Raw genomic sequence first — 18,278 nt, 5'->3', positions numbered from 1 at the left:
GTCCCAGATGTCGGTGTCCCGGCACGCACCGGGGTGCCCCCGCGGTGGGGGGTGGTGCCCCGGTGCGTGCCGTACGGAAGCAGCCTCAGGCGGTGCGCCGGCGTCCGGCGAGCACGCCGTAGGCGACGCCGGCCGCGCCGACCACGATGCCCACGATGCCCAAAACGCGGGCGGTGGTGTCGGTGCCGTCCGAGGAGCCGGAGTCGGCGGCGGTGTGCGCGGACGTCTTCTCGGCCTTCTCCTCGTCGGAGTCCGAACCGGCCGACGAGCCGTGGTGCCCGTCCTCGGAGGCGGCGGACAGCTCCAGCACCGGGGCCGGGTTGTCGGGCTCCTCCTTGCCCTCCTGCGGCACCTCGATCCAGCGGACGACCTCCTTGTCGGAGTACGTCTGCAGGGCCTTGAAGGCGAGGGTGTCGGTGTCCTCGGGCAGCTGGCCCAGGGAGACGGGGAACTTCTGGAAGTACCCGGGCTGGATGCCCTTGCCGTCGGCGGTCCAGGTGACCTTGGAGACGGCCTCGGAGATCTTCTCTCCGTGCATCTCCAGCGGCTTGTCGAGCTTGGACTTGGTGACCTCGACCTTCCAGCCCGGCACCGGCTCCGGCATGACGGAGGCCAGCGGGTGGTCGGTCGGGAAGTTCACCTCGAGCTTGGTGGTCGAGGCGTCGTCGCGCTCGTTGGGGACCTTGAAGTCGACGACCGCGTAACCGCCCTTGGCGGCCGCGCCCTCGGGCTGCACGGTGACGTGGGCGAAGGCGGGGGCGGACAGGGCGAGGACGGTGACACCGGCGGCGGCACCGGCCGCGGCGATACGGGAAACCTTCATGGAAGGAAACACTCCGCTGTGAGAGTCGGTACGACTGAGGACGAGGGATACGCGCACGCGCGCCCACCGCACGACGGCGGCGGCCTCTCCCAGCCGTCCGGTACACAGAGCGGATCAGCGCAGGGGTGGTCGCGTCGTCAGGCGGCCAGGGCGAGTGCGGACACGGAAGCCGCACCGGCCGGCGGGCCGCGCCGGATCACCGAGTGCTGAAGGGCGACGGCGCACGGCAGCGGCGCGGCGTCCCGATCGGCCCGCACCGGGCGCGGACCCGCCTCGAGGGCGCCCGGAAGTCCGGCACGCAGGGCGCGCACGAACGCGAGGGCACCGCGCAGGGAGCGCATCAGCGCTCCTTCGGCGACGCCCTGCGCCGACAACTCGGTCAGCCGCAGCAGCGCCAGGTCGCCCCGGCGCAGCAGCCACCCGGCCGCGAGGGCCGCGAGGACGTGGCCCAGCAGCATCGGAAGGGACGGCCACAGCGAGGCGGACGAGCCGGGGGCGACCTCTCCGGCCAGGTGGGTGTGCGCTCCCGCGGCCGGATCGATCCGGGCGTCGGTGAGGATCCTCTGCGCCTGGGCGGGGCTGATCGCCGCGGCCGTCGTGCCGCAGACGAGGCGTGCCGCCTGCTGGACCAGGGCGGCGTCGCTCCCACCCGCCGGGGCGGAGGCGCCGACGGCGGCCGTGCCGTGCTGGCCGAGGCCGAACACGATGTGCAGCACCGTCTGGCCGGCCGCGAGCAGGGCCGCCACCCCGGCCAGCGAGCGCACCCGCCCGGCGAGCGGGGCCGCCACGAGGAGCACCCCGAGGAATCCGGCGCCCAGCGTCCACAGCGGGACGCCGTCGCAGGAGGCGAGCGTGTGACCTGCCCCGGCCAGCACGACACAGACCGCGGCGAACACCGCGGCCCGCAGGATCCGGAGCGGATCTCCGGGGCGCGTCGCGCGCGCGTGGGGGGCAGTCATGGCGGGCTCATCATCGCACTGGCCCCGCGGCCCCCGTACGGCAGGTCCACAAGATGCCGTACGACCGGAACGTCACCCTCTGGCCCCGCCCGCCCCTACATACACCGATCAGGACCAGCCCGCATCCGCCATATGGGCGGCCTCACGGCGACTTCACGCTTACACCCGGGGACTGAGGGCAATACGTAACGGTATGTCGAGGCACAGCCAGGAGGCTGGAGCATGAGCATCTGGTGGTCACTCCATCTGCGGCGGGACGCCGCGAGCGTGCCCCTCGCCCGGCGCCTGCTGATCGGCACGATGGAAACCGCAGGCGTGGACCCCGACATCTCCTACGACCTCTCCGTGGCCCTCACAGAGGCCTGCGCCAACGCCGTCGAGCACGGTGGGGAACAGGGCTGCGGCCCGGGCTCGGAGGCCTACCGGGTCACCGCCTACCTCGACGGCGAGACCTGCCGGATCGAGGTCGCGGACGCGGGCCCGGGCTTCCCCGGGGCTTCCGCCGAGCGGTCCCGCCCGCAGATCAGGCAGCCGGCCCGCACCGACGCGGAGCACGGCCGGGGCCTGTGCCTGATCGAGGAGCTCGCCGACCACGTCCACATCGGCAACAAGCCGGGCCGGGGCGGAGCCGTGGTGAGCTTCGACAAGGTCCTGAAGTGGCGCGAGAACGCACCGCTCATGGCGGTCTGACAGTGGCCCCACCGGGCAGCGGGACGGTGTTTCACGTGAAACGCCCGCCCCGCCCCCGGTTCTACGGCGTTGCCTACAGCGCTCCCCAGTCCAGGGTTGTCCGCGCCAGCCCCGCCACCTCCGTCAGCAGCGCCAGCCGCGCCGCCCGCACCGCCGGGTCGGGGTCCATCACCAGCACCTCGTCGAAGAAGGCGGCGATCGCCTCGACCAGCGGGGCGGAGACCTCGATGAGCGCGCCGAGGTCGTCCTCGCGGCCCTGAAGGGCCTCCCGTACGGCCCGGGCGCTCTCGGCGAGGCGCAGTTCGGCGGGAGCGGTCAGCACGGAGAGATCGGCTCCTGCGACGCCGCCCTCGGGCAGGATCCGCACGACCCGCTGGAAGGCGGCCGCCAGCGCCTCGAACGCCTCGCTGCCGACGTGCCGCTCCAACGTGGCCAGCGTGCGGTCCCCGTGGGCGGGGCGATCAGCCCACACCAGGACGGCCTGCACCAGCCGGTGCTCGTGCCCGGCGTCCGTGAGCTGCTGCTCATAGCGCCGGGTGATCAGCTCGGCGGCCTCGGCGACCCGCTCGGCGGGCACCTCGACGCCCTGAGCGGCGTAGCGCACGGCCGCCGCGCGCAGTCCCTCGCGCACCCGGACGCCGGCCACGGCGGGCAGGCCGCGCAGGACGTTGAGCAGTCCGATCGCGGCCCGGCGCACCCCGTACGGATCGGAACTGCCGGTCGGTGCGGCGCCGATGATGAACATGCCCGTGACCAGGTCGAACCGGTCGGCCAGGGACAGCACGGCCCCCGCCTCCGAGGCGGGCAGCTCCCCACCGGCCGCGCGCGGCAGCTCCATCTCGGCCAGAGCACGGGCGACCTCGGCGGACTCCCCGGCGTGACGGGCGTACTCCTCGGCCATCACACCGGCCAGCCCGGAGAACTCGATCACCATCTGGGAGGCCAGGTCGAACTTGGCCAGGGCACCGGCCCGCCGGACGACGGCCACCGTCTCCTCCTGGAGCCCGGCGCGTCCGGCCAGGTCCAGGGCGAGCTTGGCCAGCCGGTCGGCCCGGTCGGCGACCGTGCCGAGCCGATCCTCGAAGGTCAGCTTGTCCAGGCGCCGCCGGAACTCCTCGGGCGCCACCTTCAGGTCCGCCCGCCAGAAGAACGCGGCGTCCTCGTAGCGGGCGCGCAGCACCGCCTCGTTGCCCGCCCGCACCACGTCGTCGTCGCACAGGGCGTTGGCGAACGTCACGAAGTGCGGCATCAGCCGGTCGCCGTCCAGCACGGGCAGGTAGCGCTGGTGCTTGCGCATCACCGTGGTCAGGACGCTCGCGGGCAGTTCGAGGTAGCGCTCGTCGAACGACCCGCGCACGGCGTAGGGGAACTCGAGGATGTCCGTGATCTCGTCGATCAGCCCGGACTGGCCCTCCACGTCGATCCGCCCGCCCACCTCGGCGGCCGCCTCCACGGCGCCCCGCACGACGGCACCGCGCCGGGCGTCCCGGTCCAGGAGGATGCCGTGCATGTGCAGGAAGTGCGGATAGCCCTCGGCGGAGGTCACCCGGACCTCCGGGTAGGGGGCCTGGCGCTGCACCCGGGTGGTGTCGCCCGAGGTCAGCGAGGAGACCACCACGGGCAGGGGGGTGCGGCCCAGCAGCGCCAGCAGCCAGCGCACCGGGCGGGAGAACGACAGGCCCGGGTCGCTCCAGCGCATGTTGCGCCCGGCCCGCAGCCCGGACACGACCTCGGCCAGCAGATCGCTGAGCACCTCGACGGCCGGGCGGCCCTCCTCGTGCCGGGTGACCGCCACGTACGCGGTGCCGTTGACCTCGACAGTGCGCACATCGGCGGGTTCGGCGCCCTGGCTGCGGGCGAAACCGAGCAGCGCGGGGGTGGGGGCGCCGTCCTTGTAGGCGGCGGCGACCTTGGGGCCGCGTACGGTCCGCATGGTGTCGTGCTCGCGGGGCTGCACGCCGTCGATCGTGATCACGATGCGGCGGGGCGTGGCCATCACGGTGATCGTCCCGTGGCCCAGCCGGGTCTCGGCGAGCTTGGCGGTGATCGACGCACGCACGGCCTCGGTGGTGGCGGGGACGTCCGCGTACGGCAGTTCCTCCACGCCGATCTCGAACAGCAGGGTCTCCACGCCGGGCACCTTGGGCAGCGGGGCCCGTTCGGCCGGGGCCGCCACGGCCGCCACGCCCAGCGGGTGCTCCAGCGCCGCCCGGCGCTGCTCCCACAGCTTCGCGGTCTCGTGCGTCAGCCCGCGCATCAGCGAGAACGCCTTGGCCCGCTCGGTGGTGCTGATGGCGCCGCGCGCGTCGAGCACGTTGAAGGTGTGGCTGCACTTGAGCACGTACAGGTAGGCGGGGACGGGCAGTCCCAGGTCGAGCAGGCGACGGGCCTCGGCGGCGTACGACTCGAACAACCGGTGGTTGGTGTCGATGTCCGCGTCGTCGAGGTAGTAGCGGCTCATCTCGTACTCGTTCTGCCCGAACACCTCGCCGTAGGTGATGCCGGGGGCGTACGCGATGTCCTTGAAGTGGGACACGCCCTGAAGGTTCATCAGAATGCGTTCGAGGCCGTAGGTGATCTCCACCGACACCGGGTCCAGCGCGACTCCGCCGACCTGCTGGAAGTAGGTGAACTGGGTGATCTCCATGCCGTCGAGCCAGACCTCCCAGCCCAGGCCCCAGGCGCCGAGCGCGGGAGAGGCCCAGTTGTCCTCGACGAACCGCACGTCGTGGGCGTTGAGGTCGACACCGAGGGCGCGCAGGCTCCCCAGGTACAGCTCCTGCGGGTTGCCCGGGTCGGGCTTGAGGATCACCTGGAACTGGGTGTGCGTCTGCAGCCGGTTGGGGTTCTCGCCGTAGCGCGAGTCGTCCGGCCGGACGCTGGGCTCGACGTAGGCCACGCTCCACGGCTCCGGGCCGAGCACCCGCAGGGCGGTGGAGGGGTTGGCCGTACCGGCACCGACCTCGGTGTTCAGCGGCTGCGTGATCATGCAGCCGTTGTCGCTCCAGTACTTCTGCAGGGTGAGGATGGCGTCCTGCATGGTCAGTGCGGTCTGAACGTTGTTCATGGTGATCGCGCCCGTTCCCCGAGTCGGCCCGGCAAGGTCGGCCATGATCTCATACGTCAACCCGCGCTGACCTGCTCTTTCTTGACCAGGCACAACGGGCGGCACAGCACTGCGGGGCGCGGGGGAGCAGCCGTGCGGCAGGCTCCCCCGCGCCCCGGGGTGTCGTCGGGCCCGGACAGGCGCCGTCAGCCCTGGACGGCGGCCATCCACGCCTCGACCTCGTCGGAGCGCCGGGGCAGCGCGGCGCTGAGGTTCCGGTTGCCGTCCTCGGTCACGAGGATGTCGTCCTCGATCCGGACGCCGATCCCGCGGTACTCCTCCGGCACGGTCAGGTCGTCGGCCTGGAAGTACAGCCCGGGCTCGACGGTGAGGCACATCCCCGGCTCCAGCGTGCCGTCGACGTACGTCTCGACCCGGGCCGCCGCGCAGTCGTGCACGTCCATGCCGAGCATGTGGCCGGTGCCGTGCAGCGTCCAGCGCCGCTGGAGGCCGAGCTCCAGCACCCGCTCCACCGGCCCCTCGACGAGACCCCACTCGACGAGCTTCTCGGCCAGCACCCGCTGGGCGGCGTCGTGGAAGTCCCGGTACTTGGCGCCCGGCTGCACGGCCGCGATGCCGGCCTCCTGGGCCTCGTACACGGCGTCGTAGATCTTGCGCTGGATCTCGGTGAACCGGCCGTCGATCGGCAGCGTGCGCGTCACGTCGGCGGTGTAGTAGGTGTGCGTCTCCACACCCGCGTCGAGCAGCAGCAGGTCGCCGGCGCGCACGGGGCCGTCGTTGCGCACCCAGTGCAGCGTGCAGGCGTGCGGCCCGGCGGCGGCGATGGTGCCGTAGCCGACGTCGTTGCCCTCCACGCGCGCGCGGAGGAAGAAGGTGCCCTCGATGTAGCGCTCGGAGGTCGCCTGCGCCTTGTCGAGGACCTTCACGACGTCCTCGAAGCCGCGCACGGTCGAATCGACGGCCTTCTGCAGCTCGCCGACCTCGAACGCGTCCTTGACCAGCCGCGCCTCGGAGAGGAAGACCCGCAGCTCCTCGTCGCGCTCGGCGGTGACCTTGTCGGTCAACGCGGCCTCGATGCCGGCGTCGTGCCCGCGCACGACCCGCACCGGGCCGGTGGCCTCGCGCAGTGCTGCGGGCAGTTCGCGCACGTCGGAGGCGGGGATGCCGTACAGCTTCCCGGCCTCGCTGAGGGAGTGGCGGCGGCCGACCCACAGCTCGCCCTGGCCGTCCAGCCAGAACTCGCCGTTGTCGCGGTCCGAGCGCGGCAGCAGGTAGATCGTCGCCTCGTGGCCGTCGTCCTTCGGCTCCAGGACCAGGACGCCGTCCTCGGTCTGGTTGCCGGTGAGGTAGGCGTACTCGACGGAGGCGCGGAAGGCGTACTCGGTGTCGTTCGACCGGGTCTTCAGGTTGCCCGCCGGGATCACCAGGCGCTCGCCCGGGAAACGCGCGGACAGCGCGGCCCGGCGGGCGGCCGTCTCGGCGGCCTGGGGGATGGGCTCGAGGTCGCGCAGCTCGGTGTCGGCCCAGCCGCTCTTCATGTTCTCGGCCAGCTCGTCGGACACGCCCGGGTACAGCCCGTTCTTCCGCTGCTTGATCGGCTCTTCGCTCTCTTCCGGGGTCTCCGGTGTGAGCTCCTCGGCCACGGTCATCCTCCTCGGTACGGCACTGGACCTCCTCCACTGTACGGCGGCGTGGAAGGGGGCCCAGGGCCGGTGACGAGGAGCGTTACTCGAAGTGCGCGGCCAGCAGCACGACGTCCTCGGCGCCCTGCTGCGCGTCCAGCCCGTCCGGCAGGACACTGCGCAGGACGTGGTCGGCGATCGCCCCGGGGTCGCCGCGCAGTGCCCGGGGCACTCCGGCCGCCGCCGCGTGCAGCCGGGCGAAGGCGCGGTCGGTGGCCTCGCCCGTGCGGTGCAGCAGTCCGTCGGTGTAGAGCAGGACCGTCTCACCGGGCTCGGCGAGGATCTCGACGCTCGGCGCCTCCCAGCAGGCGAGCATGCCCAGCGGGGCGGAGACCGACGTCTCGACGAACTCGGTGCGCCGCGGCCCGATCAGCAGCGGTGGGCTGTGCCCGGCACCGGCCAGCGTGATCTTGCGGGCGGCCGGTTCGCAGTATCCGAACAGGGCGGTGGCCGAGCGGGCCGGTTCGGTCAGCCGCAGCAGCAGCTCCAGGTCCGACAGGACCGCGACGGGGTCCTCGCCCTCCATCACGGCGTAGGCGCGCAGCGACGCCCGCAGGCGGCCCATCGCCGCGACCGCGCTGGGCCCCGCGCCGGTGACGGAGCCCACGGCGAGGCCGAGGGCGGCGTCGGGCAGCGGCAGCGCGTCGTACCAGTCGCCGCCGCCGCGCGGGCCGGTGCGGTGCCGGGCGGCGAGCCGCACACCCGCCACCCGGGGCAGCCGGGCGGGCAGCAGCTCGTCGGCCATGGTGGCCATGGACGCGCGCGTGCGCTCCAGTTCCAGGAGGCGGGCGAGGTGCTCGGCGGCGTAGCGCGCGTACAGGCCCGCGAGGTGGCGTTGCCGTTCGCCCGGTTCGGCGGGCTCGTCGTAGAGCCAGACGGCGGCGCCCAGGCGGCCGGCGGACTCGGTGGACAGGGGGAGGGCGTAGCTGGCGGCGTAGCCGAGGCGGGCCGCGACCTCGCGGTGGCGGGGGTCGAGGCCTTCCTCGGCGAACAGGTCGGGATCGGCGATGCCGCCCTCGCCGCCGGGCAGTCCGTCGAGGATCCGGCCGTAGGACAGGGCGCTGCGCGGCACGGTCTCGATGTGGCCGAGGTCGGCTCGGCCCAGGCCCAGGCCGATGGTGCTGTCCGGGCCGAGTCCGTCGCCCGGTTCCAGGACGACGAGGCCGCGCCGGGCGCCGACCAGGGCGGCTCCGGCGCGCAGCAGTTCGTGCAGGGCCTCGTCGAGGGTGGCGGTGCGGGCCAGCCGTTCGGTCAGCTCGTGGAGCGTGGTGAGGTCGGAGACCCAGCCGGCGAGGCGGTCCTGAAGTACTGCGCCGGGTGGGGTGGGTGGGTTTGCGGGGGAGGCCGGGGAGGTACTCGCGACGGGCGCGACAGTGTGTGCGGGGGCCGGAACCGTTGAATCGATTCCAGCCACTTTCGGAGGGTGCGGGGCGTTCATGGCGTCCGGCCTTCCGACCGGCGCGTACTGCTCAAAAGCATCGCAAACCCCCATGTCATTCTGCGCCGCCAGCAGTGTCTCCACATCTACACGGACTCGTAAGGAGATGTCCAGCATTGTCCTGCCGGGATTCCTGGTGTCAGTGAGGCTTAAGAGAAGTCCTTCCTTCCTCTTGCGGAAAAGCAAACTTGGCTTGAAACTGCCGCAGTGGACGGGTTATTGCGGTCGACTGGCCTTGCTCGACGGAGCGTCACAACGGTCGTGATGGGTACGTACTCGGAGAAGGCCAGGGGTGGTCGGGAATCACCCGGAACCTGGTGACGGAACCGGGCGTCCTATCCACCGACGACCGTGCCCCATCCTCCCGTGGCGGAGGCGGAGAGAAATACGCGCGACGGCAAACGCCATACTTCGCCACCCCTACGCCACGCCCGTGCTCTCGATGGACGCAGTATGGGCGGGACGGCCGCGGAGGCAGCCCACGCTCGACCCGGAGGGGTTCCCCCTGCTCGCGGCAGGGGTGTGATGCGCCAACAGGTACGCACAGTGAAGCGATCGACACATGTTGTGATGGACCACGGTGTTGCCAGGCGTGCAACGGAAAGGACGAGCGCTCATGCGCGAGATCCCCGGAAGGCGACGCAGGCCCCTGTTCCGGCGCGGTGACGGGACGCCTGAGCTCATCGGCGCGGCCCTGACCTATGCGACGGAATGGCAGTGGCCCGTACTCCCGGGCGTGACGGCGGACCCGCAGCGGCCGGACCGCTGCGCCTGCCCCGACCCGGAATGCACGGTGCCCGGCGCGCACCCCTTCGACCCCGGCCTCCTCGCGGCCACCACCGACGCGCGCATGGTCCGCTGGTGGTGGGGCAACCGGCCGACGGCGCCGATCGTCCTGGCCACCGGGGGCAGGGCGCCCTGCGCGGTCTCCCTGCCGGCCGTCCCGGCCGCCCGCGCCCTGGAGGCCCTCGACCGGCAGGGCATGCGGCTCGGCCCGGTCGTCGCCTCCCCCTCCCGCTGGGCGATCCTCGTGAAGCCCTACTCGCTGGAGCAACTCGGCGAACTGCTCTACGCCAAGGACTTCGTGCCCGGTTCGCTCCGCTTCCACGGTGAGGGCGGCTACCTCGCGCTGCCGCCGTCGGAGACGGGCCGGGGCGAGATCCACTGGGAGCGCGCCCCGCTGCCCGGCTCGGCCTCGCCGTGGGTGCCGGACGTCGAGGCCGTGGTGGACGCCGTGGTCGACGTCCTCACTCGTACGGGTGTGAGCGCGCCCGAGTTCTAGGCCCGCCGGGCGCGCCGACCGCCGCTCACGCCCCGGTGCGCTGTATGCCGGGGCCATGCGGCGTCATGCCCGGGGCCTCGCCCGGGATCCCCGGAAGGCCAGACTGATCGCCCTGGCGGGCACGTTGGTGGCGTGCGCGGTCGCCCTGCCCCTGGCCGTGGCGGCCTCGGGGGCCGTGCGGTCCGAACGCCCGGCGCACCCCGCCGGGACGGAAGCCTCCCGCGAAGACTCCTCTCGCGCGGAGTCCCCCCACGCGTCCTCCTCCCGCGCCGATCACTCCCGCCCGGGTTCCTCGCCCGCGCGCGGGCAGGACGTGACGTCCGCCGTGCGCTGCGGACCCGAACTCGCCTCCCCCGACGGCATCGAGGCCCAGACCTGTGTCGTCGCCCGGGGTGCGGACACCTGGGCGCGCACCTACTACCGCAACACGACGGGGTCGGCGCTGGACGCCGTGCTGAGTCTGATGGCCCCCGGGGACCGGACCGTGCGCATCACGTGCGCGGTGGGCGCCGGGGACGAGCCGGGAACCTGCGAGACCCCCAGGGAGCCGGTGCGCGGGGACCTGGCGGCGTACACCGCCGTCGCCGAGTTCGCCCGGCGGGGCGGGCAGGGGCCGCTGCTGCTGCGCTCGGGAAGCAACTCACCAGTGTGGACGAGCAGTTGACGAGCGACTGCGTACGGTGAGGTTCTGCGCACATGGAAAGACCCGGTTGCTGGCGACGGGGGATGCACCAGCAACCGGGCTACAGGAACGGTAACAAGAGATCGGCGGTTCGCAAATTCGAACTCGCCTTTCCGGTCACCGACTGGCTTGTCCGCGACGGGAGTTGTGATCCCGGCCGGGCGCGCCGGTCCGGCCCGCCGGTGACCCGGCCGGCCGGAGCGCCCACGGTGCCCGTCAGCTCAGCGTGACCTGCCGGTTGGTCAGGCCGCCGCGCGCGCGGCGCTCCTCCGGGGTGAGCGGGGCGTCCTCCGCCAGGGCGGCCGCGAGGCGCTCGGCGAACTCCGCCGCGGGCTTCTCCACGTCCTCGGCCGTGACGCCGCTCGGCAGGTCCCAGACCGGCACCGTGAGCCCGTGGGCGCGGAAGGAGCCCACCAGGCGCGTGCCCTCGCCGAGGCTGGAACGGCCCGCGGCGTGCAGGCGCGCGAGGGCGTCCAGGAGCTGCTCCTCGGGGTGCGGCATGACCCACCGCAGGTGGTTCTTGTCCGGTGTCTCGCACCAGTACGCGGCGTCCACGCCCTGGAGCTTGACGGTCGGGATGGCCGCGGCGTTGGCCCGCTCCAGGGAGGCGGCCACCTCCGGCGTGGCGTTCTCCGCGTCCGGCACCCAGAACTCGAAACCGCTGTGCACTTCTGGCTCGAACGCGCCCTCCGGGTCGAGCAGGTCCTGAAGGCGCGGGCTGCCGGCCGGGGCGCGGCGGCCCTGGACGGGCGTGCCCGGCGCGGCCTCCAGTGCCTGCTGGAGCGTGTCGGCGAGGTCGCGGCTGATGTCGCCCGAGGAGGTGTCGTTCTGCAGGCCGAGCAGGACCGAGCCGTCGTCGCGGCGCAGGGCGGGCCAGGCCATCGGCAGCACCGTGGCCAGCGTGACCGACGGGACGCCCTCGGGCAGTCCGTCCTTGAGGGTCAGCTCGACCGTGGCCGCCGGGACCAGCTCGCGCAGGGCGACCCAGTCGCACTCGCCGGGCAGGCCCTCGAAGGGGCGGTGGACCAGCTCGGTCGCGGCGTGCGAGGCGGCCCGGCCGTGACAGGCCTTGTACCGTCGGCCGCTGCCGCACGGGCAGGGCTCGCGGGCACCGACGACCGGGACCTCGCCGTCCGTGATCTGCGGGCGCTTGGCCTTCGTCTGGGGTCGCTTCTTGGCCATCGATGGGTCTCCCGGTTACGGCTCGTCTCGTACGGTCGCGAGCCTAGCCGTTCGTGCCCGGGGCGTCGGGTTCCTGTGGACAACACCGTTTCCCGCTCCGGCGGGCGGTGGGATCGTCGCTCCGGCCGGCGGCGGGATCGTCGCCCCGGTCGGTGGGCGGGTCCTCAGCCCAGCTCGTCGAAGGCGTCCGCGAAGTCCAGTCCGGCCGTCCGGGAGACGGGCGGGGCCGCCACGCGCGTCGCGAAGTCGTCGCGGCGGTGGCCGGCGTCCGGGTCGTGCACGTCGTCGTGGACGACGACCCACACCGTGACCTCGCCGTGGATGTCGTCGCGCACGCCCCAGTCGTCGGCGAGCGCGGTGATGATGTTCAGACCGCGGCCGCCGTGGGCGGTGACCGAGGGGGTCGCGGGGGCGGGGCGGGTCGGGCCGCCGCCGTCCGTGACCTCGACCACCAGCCGGCCGGCCGGGTCCACCCGCCACGCGGCGCGGACATCGCCGTCACCGGAGAGCGCGTCGCCCAGGGGCCTGCCGTGCTTGCACGCGTTGCTCAGCAGCTCGGAAAGGATCAGTACGGCGTCGTCGATGACCGATTCCGCCACCCCACCGCTGCGCAGCTGCGTGCGCATCCGGTGTCGCGCTTCGCCCACGCCCGCAGGGCCATGGGGTACGGCCATGCTCGACGACGTGGGCACCTCCTGTGCCACCACCAACGCCACCCCCGAGACCTCCTTCGCCCCACGCCACGGTGTGGATGCCCCCTTGGCCTGGACCGGAAACCGGCCAGTCCACCTCCGGTGACGCACTTCGGCGGCCGGCACGCGGCGAACGCGCCGGTGCACTCCCGGTGCCCGTCTGGCTGGAAATCATCGGTGTGGCCGAGATGTGAGGATCGTGCCTGCCGGGGTGCGGGGTCAAGAGATGTGCACGAGGCACACGGGGCCTGTGGGGCGGACGTGTCAGCGGCCGAGCCGGTGCAGCACCGCGCGCGGGCGGTTGGTGATGATAGCGTCGACGCCCAGACCGACGCACAGGTCCACGTCCTCGGGTTCGTTGACCGTCCACACGTGCACCTGGTGGCCGGCCCGCTTGAGGCGCTCGATGTATGCGGGGTGGCTGCGCACGATCCGCAGCGAGGGGCCGGCAATGCCCACCCCGGGCGGCAGCCGGCCGTCGCGCAGCCGGGGCGAGACGAACTGCGTGAGGTACACCGTCGGCAGGGCCGGTGCGGCGGCACGCACGCGGTGCAGGGAACGCGCCGAGAAGCTCATCACCCTCACCTGCGACTCACCGGTGGAGGCCGGGGCGTCCAGGCCGAACCGCTTGAGCAGGGTCAGCAGCCGCTCCTCGACCTGCCCGGCCCAGCGGGTGGGGTGCTTGGTCTCGATGGCCAGTTCCACCGGGCGCCCGGCGTCGGCGACCAGTTCCAGCAGCCGCTCCAGCGTCAGCACGGAGGTGGCCTCGCGGTCCTCCGGGCGGTGCTCCCAGTCCGGTTCCTCGTCGCGTCCCTTCCAGGCGTCGCGCGTCTTCCAGGAGCCGAAGTCGAGGGCGGCGAGATCGGCGAGCTCCAGGGCGGAGACGGCGCCGCGGCCGTTGGACGTACGGTTGATCCGGCGGTCGTGCACGCACACCAGGTGGCCGTCGGCGGTGAGGCGCACGTCGCACTCGAGGGCGTCGGCGCCGTCCTCGATCGCCTTGGTGTACGCGGCCAGCGTGTGCTCCGGGGCGTCCTCGGAGGCACCGCGGTGGGCGACGACCTTGATGACGTGCTGTCGTGCGTGGGTCACCGCGTCATGGTGCCACCGTGGGCGGGTATGCGTCCGGTCGGAGGGACTCCGCGCGGGCGCGGTTCCGGACGGCGGCACTGGGATTGCATCCTTTTGACCGTTAATGACCTATATAAAGAACGACCCCGGACGCACAGCCGCCGCTTATGGTGCTCTGACGGCCCGTGGGAAAAGCTGACGGCATACAAAGGGACAAGCACGCCGCAGGCGCGCCGGGCCGGTCGCGCGGACGCGTGCGGAGCACGACCGAGTGCGACCCAGGAAACAGCCGTGGATCGAGGAGAGAAGCTGTGAGCACCGAGAACGAGGGCAACGCGGTACCCCCCGCCCCGTCCGCACCCCCCGTGCCGGTGGACGCTCCTGCTGCTCCGGCGCCGCAGGCACAGGCCGGCCACGGACCGTACGGGCCGGCTCCCCAGGGGCAGGGACCGTACGGGCAGGCCCCGCAGGGGCAGGGCGCCGCCGGTGAGGCCGGTCCTGCCGGCCCCGGCGTCTCCTCCTCCGCCCCGGACCCGTCCTGGCCGCCGCCCCCGCCGCCGGCCGGTCCGTACGGCGACGGCGGTTCCGGTGGTTCCGGGCCGGGCGGCTGGGGATCGTCGTACCAGCAGCCGGCGCCGAAGTCCGGTCGCGGGCGCGGCGGCCTGATCGCCGGGATCCTGATCGCCGCGCTGGTCGCCGGCGGTGTCGGCGGCGGCCTCGGCTACACCCTGGCCAAGGACAACGACGACAACACCGGCTCGACGACGGTGTCCGCCTCGACCAACGGCGGGGACGTCAAGCGCGACCCGGGCACCGTCGCGGGCGTGGCCGCCAAGGCGCTGCCGAGCACGGTCACGATCCAGGCCGAGAGCACCAGCGGCGAGGGCGGCACGGGCACCGGCTTCGTCTTCGACAAGCAGGGCCACATCGTCACCAACAACCACGTGGTGGCCGACGCCGTGGACGGCGGCAAGCTCTCCGCGACGTTCCCGGACGGCAAGAAGTACGACGCCGAGGTGATCGGCAACGCCCAGGGCTACGACGTGGCGGTCATCAAGCTGAAGAACGCCCCCTCCGACCTGAAGCCGCTCACCCTGGGCGACTCGGACAAGGTGGCCGTCGGGGACGCGACCATCGCCATCGGCGCGCCCTTCGGCCTGTCCGACACGGTGACGACCGGCATCATCAGCGCCAAGAACCGCCCGGTGGCCTCCAGCGACGGCAGCGGCAGCCAGGCCTCCTACATGAGCGCCCTGCAGACCGACGCCTCGATCAACCCGGGCAACTCCGGCGGGCCGCTGCTGGACGGGCGGGGCAACGTCATCGGCATCAACTCCGCGATCCAGTCCACCGGCAACGGCGGCTTCGGCACGGGCCAGTCCGGTTCGATCGGCCTGGGCTTCGCCATCCCGATCAACCAGGCCAAGTACGTGGCCCAGGAGCTGATCAAGAACGGCAAGCCGGTGTACGCGAAGATCGGCGCGTCCGTCTCCCTGGACGACAGCTCCGGCGGCGCGCAGATCACGGACGAGGGCGCGGGCAGCTCCGCGCCGGTCGAGCCGGGCGGCCCGGCCGCCAAGGCGGGTCTCAAGCCGGGCGACGTCATCACCAAGCTCGACGACCGCGTGATCGACTCCGGTCCCACCCTGATCGGCGAGATCTGGACGCACAAGCCCGGCGACAAGGTCACCCTCACGTACGAGCGCGACGGCAAGGAGCGCACGGTCGACGTCACCCTCGGTTCCCGCGTCGGCGACTGACCCACCCGCCCGCACCGACCCGTTACCCTTGTCCCCGCGCCGCCGATCTCGGCCGGCGCGGGGAGGTGTGCCCGAGCGGCCGAAGGGAACGGTCTTGAAAACCGTCGTGGCAGCGATGTCACCGTGGGTTCAAATCCCACCGCCTCCGCGCAGGCCATAGTCATGGACAGCGCAGTACGCAAGGGGTGCCCCTCTCCGGAGGGGCACCCCTTCCGCGTGCCGGGGGGGGGACTTGGGCGAGGGCGCTCAAGGGAGATATCCGGTTGATCCGCGAGTGATCGCTTCCTAGGCTCGCCAGCGGTCTTCTTCGGGCACGCAGCGCTCAACGACTGTCATTCCCGGAGGAGTTCGCGCGATGTTCCGCCCTCGGGCGGAGCCCGTGGCACACGACCAGTGCCTTGTGACAAGGGGGAGCAACACATGACACGTTCGACGACGTCCTTCATGGGCCGGCTCGGTCGCGGCGCGGCCCTGGCCTTCGCCGTGACGACCGCGGTGGTCGGTCTCGGCACCGTCCCGGCCCAGGCGGAGCAGCAGGCCCCGGCCCGGGCCGCCGACTGGACGTGCGACTCCGGTCGCATCTGCATGTACGAGGACGCCAGCTACACCGGCAGCAAGTACGTCAACTGGAAGCCCACCGGCGCCAACCAGAAGTACCAGATCGACGGCTGGAACGGGGACAACGAGATCACGTCGCTGATCAACAACTCCGGTTACAACGTCCGCGTCTACGACAACGACGACTACTCGGGCTACTCGATCTGCGTCAAGCCGCACACGAACATCAACAACCTCAAGTACGGCTGGGTCTTCAACGACGAGGCCGAGAGCGCCAAGACCGTCACCCGCTGCTAGCGCACCCGGTGCCGTGGGGCCCCGGCCGGACGACGGCCGGGGCCCCACGGGTTCCGTAGGCTTGCGGGGAGCAGGCCGGCGCCGCGGGGTCCCGGGCGCCGGCGGGGTGAGGTGAGGGGTGGTCGTCGTCGGCGGTCGGTGTGTCGTCGTGGTCACCGCTGTGCACGGGCCCCATGCCCGGTTCCTGCCGCAGGCCTACGCCTCCTTGTGCGAGCAGCGGCTGCCGGCGGGCTGGCGGTGGCGGTGGGTCGTGCAGGAGGACGGGCAGGGCGCCGAGGTGCGGCCGTACGTGCCGAGCGATCCGCGCGTGACGTTCCGGCAGGGGCGCGCCGGTGGGCCGGGGGTGGCCCGGACCATCGCCCTGGCCCGTGCGGACGGGCCGTACGTGAAAGTGCTGGACGCCGACGACCGGTTGGCGCCCGGGGTGCTCGCACGGGACATCGCCGTGCTGGAGGGCGATCCACGCATCGGCTGGGTGACCTCCCGGGTCCTCGACCTGCTGCCCGACGGAACGACCGTCGGGTTCCCCGGGGATCCCGACGAGGGGCCGATCGAGCGCGGGACCGTGCTGGAGCAGTGGAAGGCCCAGGACTTCATCGCCCCGGTGCACCCCGCCTCGCTGTGCGTGCGGCGGGAGTTGCTGCTCGCGCTCGGCGGCTGGATGGCCCTGCCCGCCTCCGAGGACACCGGGCTGCTGCTCGCGCTCTCCGCGGTGAGCCGGGGCTGGTTCTCGGGCGAGGTGGGGCTGCTGTACCGGAAGTGGGCGGGGCAGGTGACCGGGCAGGCGGCCCATGGGGAACGGGGCGAGCGGGAGGCCCGGATGGCCGTCGTGGAGGCCCGGGCCCGCGCCTTGTCCCGGCTGCGGTGGAGCGGCTCCGCCGAGCAGTGAGCGGGCGCCGGGGCCCTGTCACGCCAGGCCGTCCGCCCGGGGCGGTGGCGTGGGGAGCAGGTCGTGGCGGGTGTAGTGCTCCGTGCCGAGCAGTCGTCGGCGCTCCTGCTCCGAGGCAGCGGCGATCAGGGCGGGGACCGCTCCGCGTGCGACCTCCGTGCGGTGGGCCAGGACCGCGGCGACCTTCCGGTCGAGCCAGGGGGTGACGTCGACCGTCGCGGTGACGTGTTCGTCCGGGACCGTCCGCAGGCCCTTGCCCGCCGGGGCCAGGTACCCGCCCCAGTCCCGGACCGCCGAGTGCGGGTGCGTGGCCAGGTACAGGGCGCTCGGCCGCCAGGGCGCGCCGGCGTCCGGGTGGAGGCGCTCGAGTCCGGCGGCGTGGACGGCGAGCAGGGTGATCCGGTGCGTGTGGACGTGGTCCTCGTGGCCGGTGACACCGCCGTAGGCGTCATGGGTGACCACGGTCTCCGGGCGTACGGCGCGGATCTGCGCCACTAGGGCGCCCACCGCCTCCTCCAGCGGGGCGTCGCACAGACGCGGTCGGCCGGGAGCCGAGTGCGGGACGCGTGAGTCGGCCCAGCCGAGCATCCGGGGTGCGCCCGCGCCCAGGAGCCGGAGGGCATCGGCCAGTTCCGCCGCGCGCGTGCTGTCCGCCGCCCAGGTCGCCGTGACCACCGCCGTGCGGCCGCCCGCGGAGGCGTGCCGGGCGAGGACGCCGCCGGCCGACAGGGACTCGTCGTCGGGATGGGCGAAGACCGCGAGCAGGCCCGGTGCCGTCATCCGGTGTCCGGACCGGCCGGCGGCTCCGGTGTCCCGGTGAGGGCGATCGCCTGGCTCGGGCACTTCTCCGCCGCTTCGCGCACCCGCGGGTCGTCGCCCGAGTCGGCGCGGCCGGGGCGGACGACACCGTAGCCGTCGATGAACTCGAAGACGTCCGGGGCCCGGTACGCGCACTCGGCCGAGCCGTAGCAGAGGTCGCGTTCGACCGAGACCTTCATGAATCCCTCGTCCCCCTCCGGACGCCGTCGCCTGCCGTGCGTTCAGGTGTTCCCTGCCCAGCGCGTCACCGGCCGAATCCGGGGGTTGGGAGCGCAGCGAGCCGGGGAGGCGGACCAAGTCGTCCGGTACCGGTCCCTCCCCTCGTGGGGACCGGTACCGAACGGTGGAGCCTGCCGTCGTGGCTCGGACGGAAGGTGTCCGGATGGG

General features: G+C 73.0%; 16 protein-coding genes and 1 tRNA gene. 7 read left to right on the top strand and 10 right to left on the bottom strand.

Annotation, left to right across the window (positions count from 1 at the left end; translation table 11 throughout):
* Positions 1-85: 85 nt before the first annotated feature.
* Together ACZ6ZN_RS20760 and ACZ6ZN_RS20755 are read right to left on the bottom strand one after the other, a co-directional pair.
* Positions 86-823, bottom strand: coding sequence for a YcnI family copper-binding membrane protein (locus tag ACZ6ZN_RS20760; RefSeq protein ID WP_451875996.1), 738 nt, complete (start codon positions 821-823; stop codon positions 86-88).
* Positions 824-960: 137 nt separating this feature from the next.
* A complete protein-coding gene (locus ACZ6ZN_RS20755; RefSeq protein ID WP_469648264.1) occupies positions 961-1,782 on the bottom strand; it encodes a hypothetical protein in 822 nt (273 codons plus the stop codon).
* A 222-nt stretch (positions 1,783-2,004) separates the two neighbouring features.
* Here ACZ6ZN_RS20755 and ACZ6ZN_RS20750 point away from each other — a divergent pair, with 222 nt between their 5' ends.
* Positions 2,005-2,472, top strand: a complete 468-nt coding sequence (locus ACZ6ZN_RS20750) for an ATP-binding protein (protein ID WP_469648262.1) — start codon at positions 2,005-2,007, stop codon at positions 2,470-2,472.
* A 73-nt stretch (positions 2,473-2,545) separates the two neighbouring features.
* On the opposite strand, the gene ACZ6ZN_RS20745 is transcribed toward ACZ6ZN_RS20750, so the two are convergent.
* The 3 genes from ACZ6ZN_RS20745 to ACZ6ZN_RS20735 form a co-directional block, all read right to left on the bottom strand.
* The gene (locus ACZ6ZN_RS20745) at positions 2,546-5,539 is read right to left on the bottom strand and encodes a glycine--tRNA ligase (protein ID WP_469648259.1); all 2,994 of its coding nucleotides are present in this window, start codon (positions 5,537-5,539) and stop codon (positions 2,546-2,548) included.
* Positions 5,540-5,724: 185 nt separating this feature from the next.
* The gene (locus ACZ6ZN_RS20740) at positions 5,725-7,182 is read right to left on the bottom strand and encodes an aminopeptidase P family protein (protein WP_469648257.1); all 1,458 of its coding nucleotides are present in this window, start codon (positions 7,180-7,182) and stop codon (positions 5,725-5,727) included.
* Between the two features lie 82 nt (positions 7,183-7,264).
* Positions 7,265-8,776 (bottom strand): PP2C family protein-serine/threonine phosphatase, encoded by a 1,512-nt coding sequence (locus ACZ6ZN_RS20735; protein WP_469648254.1) that lies wholly within the window; start codon positions 8,774-8,776, stop codon positions 7,265-7,267.
* A gap of 499 nt (positions 8,777-9,275) precedes the next feature.
* On the opposite strand from ACZ6ZN_RS20735, the gene ACZ6ZN_RS20730 reads away from it, so the two are divergent.
* Positions 9,276-9,941 (top strand): bifunctional DNA primase/polymerase, encoded by a 666-nt coding sequence (locus ACZ6ZN_RS20730; RefSeq protein WP_469648252.1) that lies wholly within the window; start codon positions 9,276-9,278, stop codon positions 9,939-9,941.
* A gap of 55 nt (positions 9,942-9,996) precedes the next feature.
* Positions 9,997-10,605: a hypothetical protein gene (locus ACZ6ZN_RS20725; RefSeq protein ID WP_469648249.1), complete on the top strand. Its 609-nt coding sequence runs from the start codon at positions 9,997-9,999 to the stop codon at positions 10,603-10,605.
* A 234-nt stretch (positions 10,606-10,839) separates the two neighbouring features.
* Here the strand turns inward: ACZ6ZN_RS20725 and ACZ6ZN_RS20720 are convergent, their stop codons facing one another.
* From ACZ6ZN_RS20720 to ACZ6ZN_RS20710, 3 genes are all read right to left on the bottom strand, one after another.
* Positions 10,840-11,805 carry a DUF5926 family protein gene (locus ACZ6ZN_RS20720; protein ID WP_398109234.1) on the bottom strand — a complete coding sequence of 322 codons (966 nt, stop codon included), beginning with the start codon at positions 11,803-11,805 and terminating at the stop codon, positions 10,840-10,842.
* 164 nt (positions 11,806-11,969) lie between these two features.
* The gene (locus tag ACZ6ZN_RS20715; RefSeq protein ID WP_469648922.1) at positions 11,970-12,608 is read right to left on the bottom strand and encodes an ATP-binding protein; all 639 of its coding nucleotides are present in this window, start codon (positions 12,606-12,608) and stop codon (positions 11,970-11,972) included.
* 153 nt (positions 12,609-12,761) lie between these two features.
* Positions 12,762-13,589, bottom strand: coding sequence for a glycerophosphodiester phosphodiesterase (locus tag ACZ6ZN_RS20710; RefSeq protein WP_469648246.1), 828 nt, complete (start codon positions 13,587-13,589; stop codon positions 12,762-12,764).
* 290 nt (positions 13,590-13,879) lie between these two features.
* On the opposite strand from ACZ6ZN_RS20710, the gene ACZ6ZN_RS20705 reads away from it, so the two are divergent.
* From ACZ6ZN_RS20705 to ACZ6ZN_RS20690, 4 genes are all read left to right on the top strand, one after another.
* Positions 13,880-15,328 (top strand): S1C family serine protease, encoded by a 1,449-nt coding sequence (locus ACZ6ZN_RS20705; RefSeq protein WP_469648244.1) that lies wholly within the window; start codon positions 13,880-13,882, stop codon positions 15,326-15,328.
* Positions 15,329-15,389: 61 nt separating this feature from the next.
* Positions 15,390-15,476, top strand: a tRNA-Ser gene (locus tag ACZ6ZN_RS20700).
* 272 nt (positions 15,477-15,748) lie between these two features.
* On the top strand, positions 15,749-16,183 hold the full coding sequence (locus ACZ6ZN_RS20695) for a peptidase inhibitor family I36 protein (protein WP_469648241.1): 435 nt from the start codon (positions 15,749-15,751) through the stop codon (positions 16,181-16,183).
* Between the two features lie 148 nt (positions 16,184-16,331).
* A complete protein-coding gene (locus tag ACZ6ZN_RS20690; RefSeq protein WP_469648239.1) occupies positions 16,332-17,072 on the top strand; it encodes a glycosyltransferase family 2 protein in 741 nt (246 codons plus the stop codon).
* 18 nt (positions 17,073-17,090) lie between these two features.
* On the opposite strand, the gene ACZ6ZN_RS20685 is transcribed toward ACZ6ZN_RS20690, so the two are convergent.
* Together ACZ6ZN_RS20685 and ACZ6ZN_RS20680 are read right to left on the bottom strand one after the other, a co-directional pair.
* A complete protein-coding gene (locus ACZ6ZN_RS20685) occupies positions 17,091-17,852 on the bottom strand; it encodes a PIG-L deacetylase family protein (RefSeq protein WP_469648237.1) in 762 nt (253 codons plus the stop codon).
* Positions 17,849-18,070: a ferredoxin gene (locus ACZ6ZN_RS20680; RefSeq protein WP_469648235.1), complete on the bottom strand. Its 222-nt coding sequence runs from the start codon at positions 18,068-18,070 to the stop codon at positions 17,849-17,851. Before ACZ6ZN_RS20680 ends, ACZ6ZN_RS20685 begins: the two co-directional genes overlap by 4 nt.
* Positions 18,071-18,278 lie beyond the last annotated feature (208 nt).

It is taken from the genome of Streptomyces sp. NPDC053665 (genome assembly GCF_055585285.1).
Note: the sequence above shows the minus strand (reverse complement) of the source record. Positions and strands in the feature narration are given on the sequence as shown.